General features: G+C 69.5%; 14 protein-coding genes, 1 tRNA gene and 2 pseudogenes. 7 read left to right on the forward strand and 10 right to left on the reverse strand.

What is annotated here, in order from left to right:
* Positions 1-179 precede the first annotated feature (179 nt).
* A complete protein-coding gene (locus ACN27J_RS19830; RefSeq protein ID WP_421368383.1) occupies positions 180-926 on the forward strand; it encodes a VOC family protein in 747 nt (248 codons plus the stop codon).
* A 77-nt stretch (positions 927-1,003) separates the two neighbouring features.
* Here the strand turns inward: ACN27J_RS19830 and ACN27J_RS19835 are convergent, their stop codons facing one another.
* Positions 1,004-2,398, reverse strand: a complete 1,395-nt coding sequence (locus tag ACN27J_RS19835) for an RCC1 domain-containing protein (RefSeq protein ID WP_421368386.1) — start codon at positions 2,396-2,398, stop codon at positions 1,004-1,006.
* Between the two features lie 401 nt (positions 2,399-2,799).
* On the opposite strand from ACN27J_RS19835, the gene ACN27J_RS19840 reads away from it, so the two are divergent.
* Positions 2,800-3,141 carry a hypothetical protein gene (locus tag ACN27J_RS19840; protein ID WP_421368389.1) on the forward strand — a complete coding sequence of 114 codons (342 nt, stop codon included), beginning with the start codon at positions 2,800-2,802 and terminating at the stop codon, positions 3,139-3,141.
* A 15-nt stretch (positions 3,142-3,156) separates the two neighbouring features.
* On the opposite strand, the gene ACN27J_RS19845 is transcribed toward ACN27J_RS19840, so the two are convergent.
* The 4 genes from ACN27J_RS19845 to ACN27J_RS19860 form a co-directional block, all read right to left on the reverse strand.
* A complete protein-coding gene (locus ACN27J_RS19845; RefSeq protein ID WP_421368391.1) occupies positions 3,157-3,900 on the reverse strand; it encodes a G5 domain-containing protein in 744 nt (247 codons plus the stop codon).
* A 176-nt stretch (positions 3,901-4,076) separates the two neighbouring features.
* Positions 4,077-5,450 (reverse strand): RCC1 domain-containing protein, encoded by a 1,374-nt coding sequence (locus ACN27J_RS19850; RefSeq protein ID WP_421368393.1) that lies wholly within the window; start codon positions 5,448-5,450, stop codon positions 4,077-4,079.
* A 390-nt stretch (positions 5,451-5,840) separates the two neighbouring features.
* Positions 5,841-6,380 (reverse strand): cupin domain-containing protein, encoded by a 540-nt coding sequence (locus ACN27J_RS19855; protein WP_421368395.1) that lies wholly within the window; start codon positions 6,378-6,380, stop codon positions 5,841-5,843.
* A 15-nt stretch (positions 6,381-6,395) separates the two neighbouring features.
* Positions 6,396-7,043, reverse strand: a complete 648-nt coding sequence (locus ACN27J_RS19860; RefSeq protein WP_421368397.1) for an FMN-dependent NADH-azoreductase — start codon at positions 7,041-7,043, stop codon at positions 6,396-6,398.
* Positions 7,044-7,162: 119 nt separating this feature from the next.
* Here ACN27J_RS19860 and ACN27J_RS19865 point away from each other — a divergent pair, with 119 nt between their 5' ends.
* Positions 7,163-7,651 (forward strand): MarR family winged helix-turn-helix transcriptional regulator, encoded by a 489-nt coding sequence (locus ACN27J_RS19865; RefSeq protein WP_421368399.1) that lies wholly within the window; start codon positions 7,163-7,165, stop codon positions 7,649-7,651.
* A 35-nt stretch (positions 7,652-7,686) separates the two neighbouring features.
* Here ACN27J_RS19865 and ACN27J_RS19870 read toward each other — a convergent pair.
* Positions 7,687-7,775 (reverse strand) — tRNA-Ser (locus tag ACN27J_RS19870).
* Between the two features lie 172 nt (positions 7,776-7,947).
* On the opposite strand from ACN27J_RS19870, the gene ACN27J_RS19875 reads away from it, so the two are divergent.
* Positions 7,948-8,937 carry an NAD(P)H-quinone oxidoreductase gene (locus ACN27J_RS19875; protein ID WP_421368402.1) on the forward strand — a complete coding sequence of 330 codons (990 nt, stop codon included), beginning with the start codon at positions 7,948-7,950 and terminating at the stop codon, positions 8,935-8,937.
* A 31-nt stretch (positions 8,938-8,968) separates the two neighbouring features.
* Here ACN27J_RS19875 and soxR read toward each other — a convergent pair whose 3' ends face one another.
* A complete protein-coding gene (gene soxR / locus ACN27J_RS19880; RefSeq protein ID WP_421368404.1) occupies positions 8,969-9,409 on the reverse strand; it encodes a redox-sensitive transcriptional activator SoxR in 441 nt (146 codons plus the stop codon).
* A gap of 47 nt (positions 9,410-9,456) precedes the next feature.
* On the opposite strand from soxR, the pseudogene ACN27J_RS19885 reads away from it, so the two are divergent.
* Together ACN27J_RS19885 and ACN27J_RS19890 are read left to right on the forward strand one after the other, a co-directional pair.
* Positions 9,457-10,275, forward strand: a pseudogene (locus ACN27J_RS19885) (hypothetical protein); the annotation flags it as partial.
* A 94-nt stretch (positions 10,276-10,369) separates the two neighbouring features.
* On the forward strand, positions 10,370-11,266 hold the full coding sequence (locus ACN27J_RS19890; RefSeq protein ID WP_421368406.1) for a transketolase family protein: 897 nt from the start codon (positions 10,370-10,372) through the stop codon (positions 11,264-11,266).
* Positions 11,267-11,324: 58 nt separating this feature from the next.
* Here the strand turns inward: ACN27J_RS19890 and ACN27J_RS19895 are convergent, their stop codons facing one another.
* From ACN27J_RS19895 to ACN27J_RS19905, 3 genes are all read right to left on the reverse strand, one after another.
* Positions 11,325-12,032, reverse strand: a complete 708-nt coding sequence (locus ACN27J_RS19895) for a glycosyltransferase family 2 protein (protein ID WP_123606422.1) — start codon at positions 12,030-12,032, stop codon at positions 11,325-11,327.
* A 400-nt stretch (positions 12,033-12,432) separates the two neighbouring features.
* Positions 12,433-12,885 (reverse strand): hypothetical protein, encoded by a 453-nt coding sequence (locus tag ACN27J_RS19900; RefSeq protein ID WP_278172483.1) that lies wholly within the window; start codon positions 12,883-12,885, stop codon positions 12,433-12,435.
* A gap of 55 nt (positions 12,886-12,940) precedes the next feature.
* The gene (locus tag ACN27J_RS19905; RefSeq protein ID WP_421368409.1) at positions 12,941-14,188 is read right to left on the reverse strand and encodes a thiolase family protein; all 1,248 of its coding nucleotides are present in this window, start codon (positions 14,186-14,188) and stop codon (positions 12,941-12,943) included.
* Between the two features lie 299 nt (positions 14,189-14,487).
* Between ACN27J_RS19905 and ACN27J_RS19910 the strand changes: the two are divergent.
* Positions 14,488-14,661 (forward strand): annotated as a pseudogene (locus ACN27J_RS19910) (PH domain-containing protein); the annotation flags it as partial.
* Positions 14,662-14,780 lie beyond the last annotated feature (119 nt).

Here is a 14,780-nt window from a genome sequence, read left to right on the forward strand (position 1 = left end):
TACGACATTGTCAGGGAAGTCTCGCCACCCAGCGTACGGAGCGCCTGATACGCAGGCGTCACTGTCCGCTGTCGTCTTCATGAAGATCTCTCGGATTTGCTACCTATGTTTGCGGTCAGGACGACCGTCGACGCCGAATTCCGGTGGCGGGCCGGCGCCGGGGTCGGCAGGATCAGGCCATGACCACCGGACCAGACCGGCAGGCGGTCGGCTCACTGCGGGCCGTGGCGATCGACGCGCCGGACATCGACCGCCTGGCCACCTTCTACGAACAGCTCGCCGGCTGGCAACGCCGCCCCACCGGCGACGATGACGACGACTGGATCACCCTCGTCACCGAAGACAGCTGGCAGATCGGGCTGCAACAGGCGGTCGACCACGTACCGCCGAACTGGCCCGGCCAGGACCGGCCGCAGCAGGCCCACCTCGACTTCCAGGTGTCGGACATCGACGCGGCGGCCGACCACGCCCAGCAGCTCGGTGCCAGCTTGTTGCAACGAAACGAACGGTGGCACACCCTCGCCGACCCGGCCGGCCACCCGTTCTGCCTGTGTCTAAAAGCCGACGAGCCGCGCACCACCTTGGCGGGCGTCATGCTCGACTGCCCCGACGCCAAGGAGCTGAGCCACTTCTACGCGGGACTGCTCGGCAAACCGGTGACCTACGAGGGGGACGGCATCGCCATGATCGGCGAACAGGGCGCGCAGCCAGTCCTGTTTCAGCAGGTCGAGCAGTACGCCGCACCCCGCTGGCCGGACCCGGCGTACCCGCAGCAGATCCACCTCGACGTGCAGGTCCAGGACGTCGACACGGCCGAACGGGCCGCCCTCGCCATCGGTGCCACCCGACTCGACGGCGCCGGCCCCGACTGGCGCGTCTACGCCGACCCCGCCGGCCACCCGTTCTGTCTCGTCTGGGCGGCCTGACCAGGCGTGATCCGACGGTGGGCACAGCGCCGGTAACCGTGTGAGGGGAGGCTCCTCCGTCCAGCCTGGCCAGGCGGTCAGCGGAGCGCTGGCCTGGGCGCGAGAACCTGCACCGGGATCAGTTCTATACCGAAAGTGCCGTTGCCGATGTGGCCGAACTCGTTCCAGCCCCAAGCCGCCACGGTGTAGTCCGGCTGTAGCGCCAGGTTATGTTGGTAGCTGGTGGAGACAGCTCTGATCAAGGACAAGTACTTCGTGCAGGGCGCGACCTGCCCCACCGCACACACCCGCACCGGTGTCAGGCGCCTGGCAGTGGTGCCATCACCGAGTTGGCCGGTCCCGTTGTAGCCCCAGGCCAGGACACCACCGCTACTGAGCTGCGCGATGCCGTGGCTGTCGCCGCCCGCGATGTGCCGGATCCCGTACAGAAACCGGGTGCAGGGCGCGACCTCACCCAGGGCACAAACCCGTACGGGAGTGAGCCGTTGCTCCCTGGTGCCGTCACCCAGCTGACCGGACCAGTTGGCGCCCCAGGCCACGGCATTGCCGTCGCCCAGCAGGGCCATGCTGTTGGACCCTGCGGCCGCCAAGGCCTTCACCGCGTTCAGGAACCGAGAGCAGGGCGCGACCTCCCCAATCGCACACACCCGCACCGGAGTGACGCGGGAGACGGTCGTGCCATCACCAAGCCGACCGTAGGAGTTGTTACCCCAGGCGATGGCCCGTGCGCTGTCCACCGCCGCCAAGGTGTGGTAATCGCCGGCCTCGAGAGTTCTGACTCCGGTCAAGAACCGGGCGCAGGGCGCAACTTCCCCCACCGCACACACCCGCACCGGAGTGACGCGGGAGACGGTCGTGCCATCACCAAGCTGACCGTAGGAGTTGCTACCCCAGGAAACGGCAGTGCCGTCGGTCAGCTGGGCAATGCTGTGCAGACCACCTGCGGACAGGGTCCGGACCCCGCGCAGCAACTCGAAACAGGGAAAGTTGATGCTCTCCACCGCGCACACCCGCCGCGGACTATATTCGTCGACATTGGAGCGGTTACCGACCTGGCCGTACCTGTTGTAGCCCCAGCCGACGACCGTACGATCCCTCAGCAGAGCGAGGCTGTGAAACGCGCCCGCGGCGATGGCGATCACGCCGGTGAGGAACTGGGTGCAGGGCGCCCGCTGGCCGACGGCGCACACCGGTGTCGGGGTCAGGCTCCCTCTTGTTGTGCCGATACCGAGCTGGCCCCAATCGTTCCGGGCACCCCAAGCGACTACGGTGCCGTCCGAACGCAGGGCGATACTGTGCATGGTGCCGGCAGCGACAGCGGTCACGGAACCCAGCTCGGCCGGAACCTGTCGACTACCCGCGTCGCCGGCAGACACGGCGGCGATCGCACTCTCGACCTGTCCACTGTTCGCATAACCGGCAGAGGCGTCACCGATCACCAAGACCATGGCCGTAGCCAGCACCGCCGCCACGGAGCCGACCACCGACCACCGACGACGACCAGCCGTCACGGCAGATGAAACGACTGGCAGTTCTTGAGGGGAGTGGCAACTCATCATTCTCCTAGCCTGTGATCGTGATCAACACCTGGTCGCCAATTTCACCTCCCCGCCCCACAGATAAGGCGTCAGGGATTTAGATAAGACCATAAGCCGAAACACCATGGTCAAGAAATAGATTTCCCGAACGAGTACTTTACTCACAAGTAGGCGAGAACTGTTTTCACGTCGCCCCCAGCCCGCCGGGCTCGTTCGAGCGGCGTCGGGGTGGTCGGACCAGGAAAAATGATCACGACAAACTGGCGTACCGCTGTCACCATCAGGCCATGGCCCGGCATCGCCGACGCCAACATCCTTCGATCAGCGAGGAAGTCATGGCCGACATGTACGGCGATCACCGCGATGCTGCCGGTCCGCGTACCGACGAGGTAGGTCAGCCCCGGCGTGGCCGGCAGCCGGTCACCCTGCCCGACTGGATCCGCGACCCGGAGCCGGCCCGGGTCACCTGGCGGCGGCGGGCGGCACTCGCCGCGCTGCGCCTGCCCGGCGGACCTGGGGTCCGCCGGGCCTGGTGGCACTGGCAGCGGCGGCAACGGCTGCACCGCCGGTTTCCGATCCTGACAGCGTTGATCGCGGTGCCGCTGGCCTTCGTCGCGATCATGGCGCTGCTGTCGCTGGTCTACTGGCTGTGGGCACGGATCTGGGTGGTCCCGTAGCCCGACCGGCCGGCCCTACTCGCAGGCGACGCCGTCGCCGTCGCGGTCCAGGCCGTAGACGTCCTGTCCGACGACCCGCACCGGCCCGCTGACGTACGCCGGACCGTTGCCGCTGCCGCCGGCACAGTCGACATCGCTGGCGAACGGCACGCAGGCACCGGTGTAGCTGGGGTGGCACTGCTGGGCGACCTTGGTGCCGACCCGCACCACCTTGCTGACCGGCTGCTTCGTCACCGTCTCACTGACCAGCTCCTTGGCGGTCTGCACCCCGTCGGTGTAGGTCACCTGGTAGGTCAGCGTCTTCACGCCGGTGACACCGGCGGTCTTCACCTTCGTCTTGCCCTTGGCGAGGTTCGGGTCGTCGACCCGCTTCTCCTTGAAGGGAATCTCGCGCGTCTCGGTCACCGTCTTCGTCTCCACCTTCGGCTGCGCAACGCTCGGGGCGGCGGCCGTCGGGGACGGGGAGGCGGTCGGGGAGGCGGTCGGGCTGGCCGAGGCTGAAGTAGCTGGCACGGAGGAGGTGGCCGGTGCCGACCGGTCGCCGTCGGCGCCGCTTCCGCTGAGCGTGGTGAGGCCGTCCCCGGTGGCCTGCGGCTCCGAGGAGACCAGGCTGGCCAGGAACGAGCTGCCGCCGCAGAGCAGGACGAAGACCGCCAGACCGACGCCGAGGTAGGCGGCTGCCTTCTGGCCGGGGCCGAGCCGACCGGCACCGGCGGTGGGCAACGGACGCTGGTTGATGTCACGCGCTGGATAGGTCACCGGCGAAGTGTGCCGGGCGGCATCGATGACTCACAGCGGTCGAAGAGGGACAGTTTCCCACGACCAGGACCATCGGGCATGTCCGATCATCCTCTGTCGGCGACCATCCCGCTCGGTCCAGCTCGGACTCAGCGGTGCCGGTGGATGCCCGAAGCGGTGAGCTGACATCCGCTCAACTACGGCCAGGACGCACGGACCTGCACCGGGATCCGACGGGCTTCGGTGGTCCCGTCACCGAGTTGGCCCAGGTTGTTCAAGCCCCAGGCGACAACGGAGTAGTCGGGCTGTAGCGCCAGATTGTGAGATCCGCCAACGGATATGGCTCTGATCAGGACCAGGTATCGGGTACAGGGATCGGCCTGTCCTACCGCACACACCCGCACCGGGGTGGAACGACTCTGGTCGGTGCCGTCACCGAGCTCGCCATTGTCGTTGAAGCCCCAGGTAACGACCCCACCGCTGCTGAGCTGCGCCGCGCTGTGGTTCCCGCCGGCACTGATTTGCCGGACCCCGTACAGGAACCGTTCGCACGGTGCGGCCTGCCCGACCGCACACACCCGCACCGGGGTGAGGCGATTGACCGTGGTGCCGTCGCCGAGCTGCCCGAGTCCGTTGTATCCCCACGTGACAACGCTGCCGTCGCCCAGCAGCGCCATACTCTGCATGAGGTGACCTGCCACAGCCCGCACCGCGTTCAGGAACCGGTCGCAAGGCGCGACCTGCCCCACCGCGCACACCCGCACGGGGGTACGCCGATCGAGGGTGGTGCCATCGCCCAGTTGCCCGTTCTGGTTGAAGCCCCACGCGACGGCCAGCGCGTTGTCCACCACCGCCATACTGTGCTGCCCGCCAACCGCGAGGGATCTGACTCCGGTCAGGAACCGCTCGCAGGGGGCTACCTGCCCCACCGCGCACACCTGCACAGGGGTATGCCGATCGAGGGTGGTGCCGTCGCCAAGCTGACCGTACAGGTTACTTCCCCAGGCGACCGCAGCACCGGTGGTCAGTTGGGCAAGGGTGGTATTGCCGTTTGCCGACAGAGCCCGGACCCCCCTCAGGAACTCGCCGCACGGTGCGACCTGTCCGACCGCGCAGACCTGCACCGGGGTGAGGCGGTAGGCGGAGGTGCCGTCGCCGACCTGCCCGTGAATGTTCCAGCCCCAGGCGACGACTGTACGGTCCCGTAGCAGAGCCACACTGTGATAGGTGCCCACCGCGATCGCGATCACGCCGGTCAGGAACCGGCGGCAGGGCGCGGTCTCGCCGACGGCGCAAACCTGCACCGGCGTCAGATAACTTTCTCCGTGACCAATACCAAGCCGACCGTAGACGTTCCTGCCCCAGGCGACGACGGTGCCGTCGGACCGCAGGGCAAGGCTGTGTCCGGCGCCGGCGGCGACAGCGGTCACCGCACCGAGCCCGGCCGGAACCTGCTCCGCTCCGGCGCTCTGCGGAACCGCCGCCGCGCCCGAGCGCTCGCTGGGTACGCCGGCGGCGTACCCAGCGGAGGCATGACCGATCACCAGAACGATGGCCAGCACCGCCGCCACGAATCCGGCAGTCGACGGTCGGCGGCGGGCCATCGTCACGATGAATGTGAGAGTTGACAGATTCCCGAGCGAGCAGTTGCTCATTGTCCCTCCCTACGGCGAGTATGAATCCGAGCCGGCCCGGTCAAGGGCCTGCACGATACGAAGGTTCCTTCGATACCCTGGAATCCGTAAGAAATTCAGGAAAAGTCATGACGAGAGTCTGCCGATCATGACTCAATCTCACTTTTTCCCACTTCTGAAGGGTTCTGAAACAACTGTATACCCGCTCACCTGATCAAAGGAATGACCTTTTTCGCCCGGGTGGCCGGCCGGAGGACCTGACGCCGGAAGAGTCGCTGTGGACGACCATCCACCGGCCTGAGGACGCCGACCTGGTCCGGAGGGTCGTCAGCCGGTCCAGTCCTCCCCCGGCAACAGGACCATGTGGTGGGCGTCGAGCGCGCCAGCCAGTGCGGTGAACTTCTCCGCCGTCCACGTCGGCGGCGGCGCTCCGGACGGGTCCGGATCGTCGCCGTACTTGAGGAAGAACTGCTCGGCCCCGGCCGGCGTGTAGAAGACCATCAGCTTGGCCTGCTCGGTGCCCAGGTTCCTGAAGCCGTGCCGGGTGTCCCGCGGGATGTAGACGAAGTCACCCGGCCCGGCGTCGAAGGTACGGTCGCCGTTGAGGAATCGGAACTCGCCGGACACCACGTAGAACGCCTCGTCCTCGGCCCCGTGGGCGTGCGGCAGGTTGCCGAAGCCGGGTGCGACCGCAAGCTCCAGGAGGCTGAGCCGGCCGCCGGTCTGTTCGCCGGTGACCTTGACCCGAGCCGACTCCTGCCCACCGTTGAGCAGCTTGTGGGTTCCTTCGGGTTCACGTACCACGAATCCTCTCGCGGCGGTCCAGATCGGGTCGCTCTTGTCCGGCGTCGGAAGTTGCAGGTCCATTTCCATCCTCCTTGCTCAGGCCGGGACGGGCAGCGCGCCGAGGGCGCGACCGGCTTCTCTGGCCGACTGCAGGGCTCCGGCGTGCATCTGTCCGGCTTCGTCGGTGAACGGATCGAGCGCGGGGTTGACTCCGACCAGGGTGAACTCGCGTTCGACCACGGTGAGGTCGGCGCCCCAGCAGTCGGCGATGACCCGCCGCAGGTACGGCGTGGAGTGGTCCCAGCCTTCCCGTGGCGTGCCGGTGCCGTACGCGCCGCCCCGCACGGTGGCCAGCACGACGGGCTTGCCGTCGAGGAATGCCTTCTGGGTCGCTCGTGGGTCGACGCAGACCAGGTCGACGTAGGTCTTGAAGTGTTGGGATACGCCATAGTTGTACAGCGGCACGGCGAACAGGACCGCGTCGGCGGCGATCAGTTCGTCCACCAGGGTCGCGGCGAGAGCGACGGCGTCGCGCTGCTCGGCGGTGTGCTCCGCCGCCGGTGTCGTGCCGGCGGACAGCGCGGCGGCCCAGGCGGTCGCCGGCACCGGGTCCACACCGATGTGACGAGTGTGGACCGTGTCGCCGGGGTGGGCGGCGAGCCACTCCGCCTCGACGATGTCCGCGATCTCGCGACTCGCGGAGCCATGGGTACGGATGCTGGCGTCCAGCCGGAACAGGGTCACAGCTACTCCTCAGGGCGGTAGGTTCAAGCTTGAAGCTGAGAGTAGCCGGATCTGGTTCAAGCTTGAACCACTGTGAGAGATCGATCACTTCAACGGTGAAGCGGAAGTAGGCTGGAAGCATGCCGAACGAACCGCCATGGCTGACCGACCGGGAACGCGACGCGTGGCTTGCCCTGGCCAAACTCATGTTCAACCTGCCGAGCGCCCTGGACGCCCAACTCCTGCGGGACAACGACCTCACGCTGTTCGACTACTTCGTGCTCAGCGCCCTGTCCATGACACCCGGCCACACCCTGCGGCTGAGTGATCTCGCCGGTCAGGTCAGCAGCTCGCTGTCTCGCCTGTCGAACGTCGTCAAGCGCCTTGAGCGGCGAGGTCTGCTGCGCCGCGAACCGGACCCCGACAATCCCCGGTACACCAACGCCGTGCTCACCGACACCGGCTGGGACCTGGTGGTCGCCGCGGCTCCCGGACATGTGACCGCCGTCCGCCGCTACGTCATCGACGGCCTCACCGAGCACCAGATCGACGTGCTGCGCGAGGTCGCCTGTCAAGTGGCCAGCAACCTCACGCAGGGATATCCACCGGCTACCACGTGCGATGCGTAGTCGTCGCCCGTCGGCCGGGCCACTGCTTGTCGGAGCGGAGGGCGTGGGATTCGAACCCACGAAGAGGATCTCTCCCCTTACCGGTTTTCAAGACCAGCGCCATCGGCCACTAGGCGAGCCCTCCCGGTGCGGCCGGGCCGGAGACGGTCGGCCGCCGCGTCGCTGAGCCCTAGTGTGCCACGGACGTCCAACCGCGCCCCGCGCCGCAGGTTAACGCGGCGGTAGCCGCCCGGGCCACCAGGTTCACCAGGCGGTTCGGCGGGCGGCACGCGGGTCGACCCGGTAAGACTTATCCCATGTACGCGATCACCGTGCCGCAGCCCGGCGGACCCGACGCCCTGGTCTGGGCCGAGGTTCCCGACCCCACCCCCTGCCCGGACGAGGTGATCGTCGACGTCGCCGCGACCGCCGTCAACCGGGCCGACCTGCTGCAACGGCAGGGACACTACCCGCCGCCGCCGGGCGCGTCGCCGTACCTCGGGTTGGAATGCTCCGGGGTGATCAGCGCGGTCGGCGCGGACGTCTCCCACCACAAGGTCGGCGACCAGGTCTGCGCGCTGCTGGCCGGCGGCGGGTACGCCGAGCGGGTCGCCGTGCCCGCCGGGCAGCTGCTGCCGGTGCCGGCCGGGTTGAGCCTGGTCGACGCCGCCGCGCTGCCCGAGGTGGCCTGCACCGTCTGGTCGAACGTGGTCAAGTTGGCCGGGCTGCGGGCCGGCGAGTCGCTGCTGGTGCACGGCGGCGGCAGCGGGATCGGCACCTTCGCCATCCAGCTCGGTGCGGCGCTCGGCGCGACCGTGCTGACCACCGCCCGCCCGGCCAAGCACGAACAGCTGCGGGCGCTCGGCGCCCACCACACGATCGACTACACCACGGAGGATTTCGTCGCCCGCGCCCGCGAACTGACCGGCGACGGTGACGGCGGGGTGGACGTGATCCTCGACATCATCGGCGGTGCCTACCTGGAGCGCAACGTGCGGACGCTGGCCACCGGCGGCCGGTTGACGATCATCGGGTTGCAGGGCGGACGCACCGCCGAGCTGAACCTGGGTGCGCTGCTGGCCAAGCGGGCCACGATCTTCGCGACCACGTTGCGGTCCCGGCCGCTCGCCGAGAAGGCGGAGATCGTCCGCCGGGTGCACGACCAGGTCTGGCCGCTGGTCGCCTCGGGTGCGATCCGGCCGGTCATCGACCGCCGGATGCCGATGGCGCAGGCGGCGCAGGCGCACCGGATCGTCGAAAGCAGCGACCACCTGGGCAAGGTGCTGCTGGTGACCGGGGAAAGCTAGCCGCGAGCCAGCCGGCGTCGACCGGGAAGTGCTAGCCGCCATCGAGCAGGATGCGCGGGCCGGGGCCGGTGGCGGCCAGCCGGTCGGCCGGGTTGTACAGCGAGCACGACCGCAGCGACAGGCAGCCGCAGCCGATGCACCCGGTCAGGTCGTCGCGCAGCCGGGTGAGCAGCGCGATCCGCTCATCGAGCCGGGCCTGCCAGCGCTGGGACAGCCGCGCCCAGTCGGCCTTCGTCGGGGTACGCGACTCGGGCAGCTCGTCCAGCGCCTGGCGGATCTCGTCCAGCGGCACCCCGATCTGCTGGGCGATCCGGATGAACGCCACCCGGCGCAGCTCGGAGCGTTCGTACCGGCGCTGGTTACCGCCGGTGCGCCCGGCTCGGATCAGCCCGATCCGCTCGTAGTACCGCAGCGCCGACGGTGCCACCCCGGACCGGGCGGCCAGATCGCCGATGGCCAGTGTCCGCTGCATCACACCACCCTTGAGTTGAAGTCAACTTCAATTTGCAGGGTAGGGGCATGTCAGCCTTCGTAGCCAGCCCGGTCGCGCCGCCGCACCCGCCGCCGACGACTACCGGGTCCACTGCCCACCCGCCGACAAGCACCGCAGGGTCCGCGACCCACCCGCCGACCGACACCGGGTACGCGGCCCTCCCGCCGCTGCTGCGCCGGATCACCGGCGACGAGAAACACGAGCCCAGCGCCAACTCGACGTTGGACGTGCTGTGGGTCCTCTACGACCGGATCCTGCGGATCAGCCCGCAGACCGTCGACGCCGTCGACCGGGACCGGTTCCTGCTGTCCAAGGGGCACGGGCCGGCCGCCTACTACGCCGTACTCGCCGCGAAGGGGTTCATCCCCGACGCCTGGCTCGACGACCTGGCCGGGCCGGACAGCCCACTCGGGCACCACCCGGACCGGCTGTTGGTGCCCGGGGTGGAGATCGGCTCCGGCTCGCTCGGGCACGGGCTCGGCCTCGGCGTCGGCATGCTGCTCGGCCTGCGCGCCCAGGGCCTGACCTACGCGACCGGTCGCGTAGGCGGGGCCAGCGAAGCCGGTCGGGTCGGCGGAGCGCGCGTCTACGTCCTGGTCGGCGACGCCGAGCTCGACGAAGGGTCGAACCACGAGGCGATCGCGTACGCCGGCAGCCGGCAGCTCGCCGAGCTGACCGCGATCGTCGTCGACAACGACTCGGCCACCCACGGCTGGCCCGGTGGGCTGGCCAGCCGGTTCAGCGTGAACGGCTGGACCACGACCATCGTCGACGGCCGCGACCACGAGGCACTGACCGACGCGCTGACCGGACACGACGGGGTACGCCCGCACCTGGTGGTCGCCCGGACCCCGGCCAAGAACGCCACGTCGGGACCGACCGGACACGCCCTGCCGGGACCGACCGGACACGCCACGTCGGGCGGCAAGGAGGACGGCCATGCGTGACGCCTTCACCCGCGCCGCCACCGGCCTGCTGGACGACGACCCGCGTACCGCGCTGGTGCTGGCCGACATCTCGGCCGACGCGTTCGCCCCGGCCGCCCGCCGGCACCCCGACCGGGTGCTCAACGTCGGCATCCGCGAACAGCTGATGATCGGCGTGGCCGGCGGGCTGGCGTTGACCGGGCTGCGGGCCATCGCCCACTCCTACGCGCCGTTCCTGGTCGACCGGGCGTACGAGCAGATCAAGCTCGACCTCGACCACCAGGGCGTCGGCGCGGTGCTGGTCAGCATCGGCGGGTCGTACGACGCGGCGGCGGAGGGCCGCACCCACATGTCCCCCGGCGACGTTGCGCTGCTCGACACCGCCGGGCAGTGGACGGTCCACGTACCGGGCCGTCCGGACGAGGTCGGGCCGTTGCTGCGGGCCGCGGCCGGTAACGACGAGGCCGTCTACCTGCGGCTGGCCGCGCGTGGCAACCGCAGCTCGCACGGTGACGGGGTGTCGGGCCGGCTGGTGACGGTGCGTCGGGGCAGCGGGGGAGCCCCGGTGGTCGTCGCGGTCGGCCCGATGCTCGATGCGACGCTGGACGCGGTCACCGGGCTGGACGTAACGGTGGCGTACACGAACACGCCGCGCCCGTTCGACGTCACCGGCCTACGGATGCTCGTCGACTATGTCGATCCGGTGGTGGTGCTGGTCGAGCCGTACCTGGCCGGTACATCCAGTCACCTGGTCGGCGCGGCGCTGGCGGACCGGCCGTACCGGCTGCTGTCGTTGGGGGTCGGCCGGGAGGACCTGCATCGGTACGGCAGCGCGGCGGACCATGACCGCTGGCACGGGCTGGACCCAGCCGGCCTGCGGCGCTCGGTCACCCGGTTCGTCACCGGCTGAACGGGGCTCGTCAGCGGCTGACCGGATTCGTTAGCAGCTGGGCGGGAGACGGCGGGGCTCATGCGCCGGGGACGGCACGCCCCTGGCGCCGGGTCCGCTCCCGACCCAGGATCCACAGTGCCTCGACCCCGTCCTTCCAGGTGATCTTCTTGCCTTCCTCGCGGCCCCGGGCCCGGTAGGAGATCGGCACCTCGTACGGGCGGATCCGGCGGCGCAGCAGCTTGCCGGTGACCTCCGCCTCCATGCCGAACCCGCGCGAGCGCACGTCGAGTGAGCGGTACAACGACAGCGGCAGCAGCTTGAAGCAGGTCTCCAGGTCGCCGATGTAGGAGTTGAACATCACGTTCGCCGCCGTCGTCACGGCCTTGTTGCCCATCACGTACCAGAAGCTGTAGGCGCTGTGGCTGCCGAAGGTCCGGTTGCCGTAGACCACCGTGGCCCGACCGTCCAGCACCGGCTCGAGCAGCTTCGGGATGTCCTGCGGGTCGTACTCAAGGTCTGCGTCGAGGATCACCATGTAGTCACCCTCGGCGGAGTCCACCGCGGTCTTGATCGCCGCGCCCTTGCCGGCGTTGCGCGGATGGGTGATCACCCGCAGCCGTGCGTCGTCGACGCTCTCCAGGATCGCACCGGTGCCGTCCCGGCTGCCGTCGTCGACGACCAGGAACTCGATCTCGCACGGATAGTCGACGGCGAGCGCCTGTTTGAGGGCATCGCCGACCCGCGCCTCCTCGTTGTAGACCGGCATGAGGATCGAGAGCTTCACGGTGGTCTCCGAATGCGTACGGTGCGGTGGCAGTGGACCTAGACTAGCCCAACCCGTAGGGGCGTACCGGCCCGGCGAGCCGCAGGTGCACCCCCAGGTCGCCCGAAAGATTTTCGGCGGTGGTCGACTTCCACTCGCAGTAATGGTGGGCGGTAATCTCGCCCCCATGGGCGAGAAAGATGATCTGCCGGGACCGAGGAGACGGCGGCCGCCGATCTGCCCGAAATGCCTCGGCGCCGGTAAGGCCTTCACCTTCGCCCTGATCAGTGGCCGCACCCGCGAGGTGTGGTTGAAGTGCTCGGCTTGTTCCGGGTCGATCCAATCGCCGATCGCCGGTCCGTGACCGGCTGACCGCCGGCCGCTACGACTACGCCGCATGCCGGCGGCCGGTTACCGCCAGTCAGGCGGCGGCACCGCTGCGGGCGTCCAACGGGCGGGCCAGGAACGCGTAGCCGAACAGGGCTTCGATGTGGCTGGCCCGAGCCGGATCGCCGGCCTTGATGAGGAACCGTTCCCGGATGCCGTCGACGGCGGTGACCGCGAGTTCGACGATGCCGGCCCGCGGATCGGTGGTCCAGGTGACGTGGTCGAGGTGACGCAGTTCGCTGTTGAGGTGCAGCCGCAGCCGGCGCCACAGCAGTGTCTCCTGGGTCACCACCAGTCGCCGCCGGGTCAACAGGAGCAGGTAGTCACCCTGCATCGGCTGGTCGGGGCGTTGGCACCGGGTGACGAGCACGGTGCGTTCGTTGGGCGAGACACAGCGGCGGAACACCGGCATGTGCCGGCTGGTGGTCGAGATCGGGACGGCGGTCTCTGCCGCCGCCGGCAGGAACGTGCGGGAGAAGACGTCCATGTCGTGTTAACGACACGTCAACGCGCAATGACTCGGGGTGACGGCGAAATTTCAGCTACAGAATTTCCACGATGGTCGCGTTGGCCATCCCGCCGCCCTCGCACATCGTCTGCAGCCCGTACCGGATGCCGTTGGAGCGCATGTGGTGCAGCATCGTGGTCATGATCCGGGCGCCGCTGGCTCCCAGTGGATGGCCCAGCGCGATCGCGCCGCCACGCGGGTTCAGCCGGGCCGGGTCCGCACCGGTCTCGGCCAGCCAGGCGAGCGGAACCGGCGCGAACGCCTCGTTGACCTCGTACACCCCGATGTCGGTCAGGTCGAGCCCGGACCGGCGCAACGCCTTCGCCGTCGCCGGGATCGGGGCGGTCAGCATCATCACCGGATCATCACCGGCCACCACGGCGGTGTGCACCCGGGCCAACGGCCGTACGCCGTGCGCCCGGGCCCACTCCGACGTGGTGACCGCGAGCGCCGCCGCGCCGTCGGAGATCTGTGACGCGGAGCCTGCGGTCACCACCCCGTCGGTCCGGAACGGGGTGGCCAACTCACCGAGCTTCGCCAGTGAGGTGTCCCGGCGGATGCCCTCGTCGGCACCGAACTTGTCGGCACCGGACTTGTCGGCACCGAACTTGTCGGCACCGAACTTGTCGGCACCGAACTTGTCGGCGTCGGGCCCGGCGGCGTCGGTGACCGGCACCGGCGCGATCTCGGCGTCGAACTCGCCGGCGTCCTGGGCGGCCGCCGCCCGCTGGTGGCTGGTCAGCGCGAACTCGTCCAACGCGGTGCGCGACAACCCCCAGCGCCGCGCGATCAGCTCGGCGCCGACCCCCTGGTTGAACGGGACGGGGTCATCCGCGACGACGCCGTCGACCCCCCGGTACCGGTCCCGCACCTGGTCGCCGAACGGCCGTCCGGCACCAGTGCTGGCCCCCATCGGCACCCGGGTCATCGACTCGACGCCGCCGGCCACCACCAGGTCGGCCTGGCCGGCGATCACCGTGGCGGCCGCGAAGTGCAGCGCCTGCTGGCTGGACCCGCACTGCCGGTCGACGGTGGTGCCGGGCACCGACTCCGGCCAGCCGGCCGCGAGTACGGCGTTGCGCCCGATGTTCCAGCTCTGGTCGCCCGACTGGAACACACAGCCCCAGACGACGTCGTCGACGTCGGCCGGATCGAGACCGGTCCGCTGGGCGAGCGCCCGCAGCACGTGGCTGGACAGTTCAACCGGGTGCACCGATGCCAGGGCGCCCTTGCGTCGCCCGATCGGGGTCCGGACCGCTCCGACGATGACCGCGTCCCTCATGCCTACCTACTCCCGGGTAACTCTCGTTTCCCGAATCGTACGCCGCGACCCGCACGGCTGGCACCCTCGACCAGCGCGACTGGCATCCTCTGCCGGTGCACAGCCATCCTTGACCGGTGCACAGCGAACCCACGGAGCTGACCTGGCGGGTCGCCGGCAAGGTCCCGGCCGGCAAGATCGCGGTCGCCGTACTGATCGGCGCCGCCGGCCTGCTCCTCGGCGACGGCGATCCGGTCCGGCTGGTCCTCGCGCTGCTGGCCGCCACCGGCCTGGTCGGCTGGGCGGTACGCGACCTGGTGGTGCCGGTACGGCTGACCGCCGGGCCGGACGGGGTCGGCGTCGTCACCGGTTTCGCCCGCCGGCACACCATCGCCTGGGACCGGATCGAGTCGGTCAGCGTGGACCGCCGGGGCCACCGGGGCATCCGCAGCGAGTTGTTGGAGATCGACGCGGGCGACTCGCTGCACCTGATCGGCGGCAACGAGTTGGGTGGTGCCTCGCCGGACGAGGTCGCGGCGGCGCTGCAGCGGGCAGCGCTGCAGAGGGCGGCACTGCAGAGGGCAGCGCTGCAGAGCGTGCGCCCGGCCGCGCC

This window comes from Solwaraspora sp. WMMB762, from assembly GCF_049179115.1.
In the GTDB taxonomy this organism is placed as follows: domain Bacteria; phylum Actinomycetota; class Actinomycetes; order Mycobacteriales; family Micromonosporaceae; genus Micromonospora_E.

Excerpts from the sequence above, each read along its gene's own strand:
- ACN27J_RS19830 (WP_421368383.1), top strand. The coding sequence starts at position 180 with ATGACCACCGGACCAGACCGGCAGGCGGTCGGCTCACTGCGGGCCGTG.
- ACN27J_RS19840 (WP_421368389.1), top strand. The coding sequence starts at position 2,800 with ATGGCCGACATGTACGGCGATCACCGCGATGCTGCCGGTCCGCGTACC.
- ACN27J_RS19855 (WP_421368395.1), bottom strand. The coding sequence starts at position 6,380 with ATGGACCTGCAACTTCCGACGCCGGACAAGAGCGACCCGATCTGGACC.
- ACN27J_RS19865 (WP_421368399.1), top strand. The coding sequence starts at position 7,163 with ATGCCGAACGAACCGCCATGGCTGACCGACCGGGAACGCGACGCGTGG.
- ACN27J_RS19875 (WP_421368402.1), top strand. The coding sequence starts at position 7,948 with ATGTACGCGATCACCGTGCCGCAGCCCGGCGGACCCGACGCCCTGGTC.
- soxR (WP_421368404.1), bottom strand. The coding sequence starts at position 9,409 with ATGCAGCGGACACTGGCCATCGGCGATCTGGCCGCCCGGTCCGGGGTG.
- ACN27J_RS19890 (WP_421368406.1), top strand. The coding sequence starts at position 10,370 with ATGCGTGACGCCTTCACCCGCGCCGCCACCGGCCTGCTGGACGACGAC.
- ACN27J_RS19900 (WP_278172483.1), bottom strand. The coding sequence starts at position 12,885 with ATGGACGTCTTCTCCCGCACGTTCCTGCCGGCGGCGGCAGAGACCGCC.
- ACN27J_RS19905 (WP_421368409.1), bottom strand. The coding sequence starts at position 14,188 with ATGAGGGACGCGGTCATCGTCGGAGCGGTCCGGACCCCGATCGGGCGA.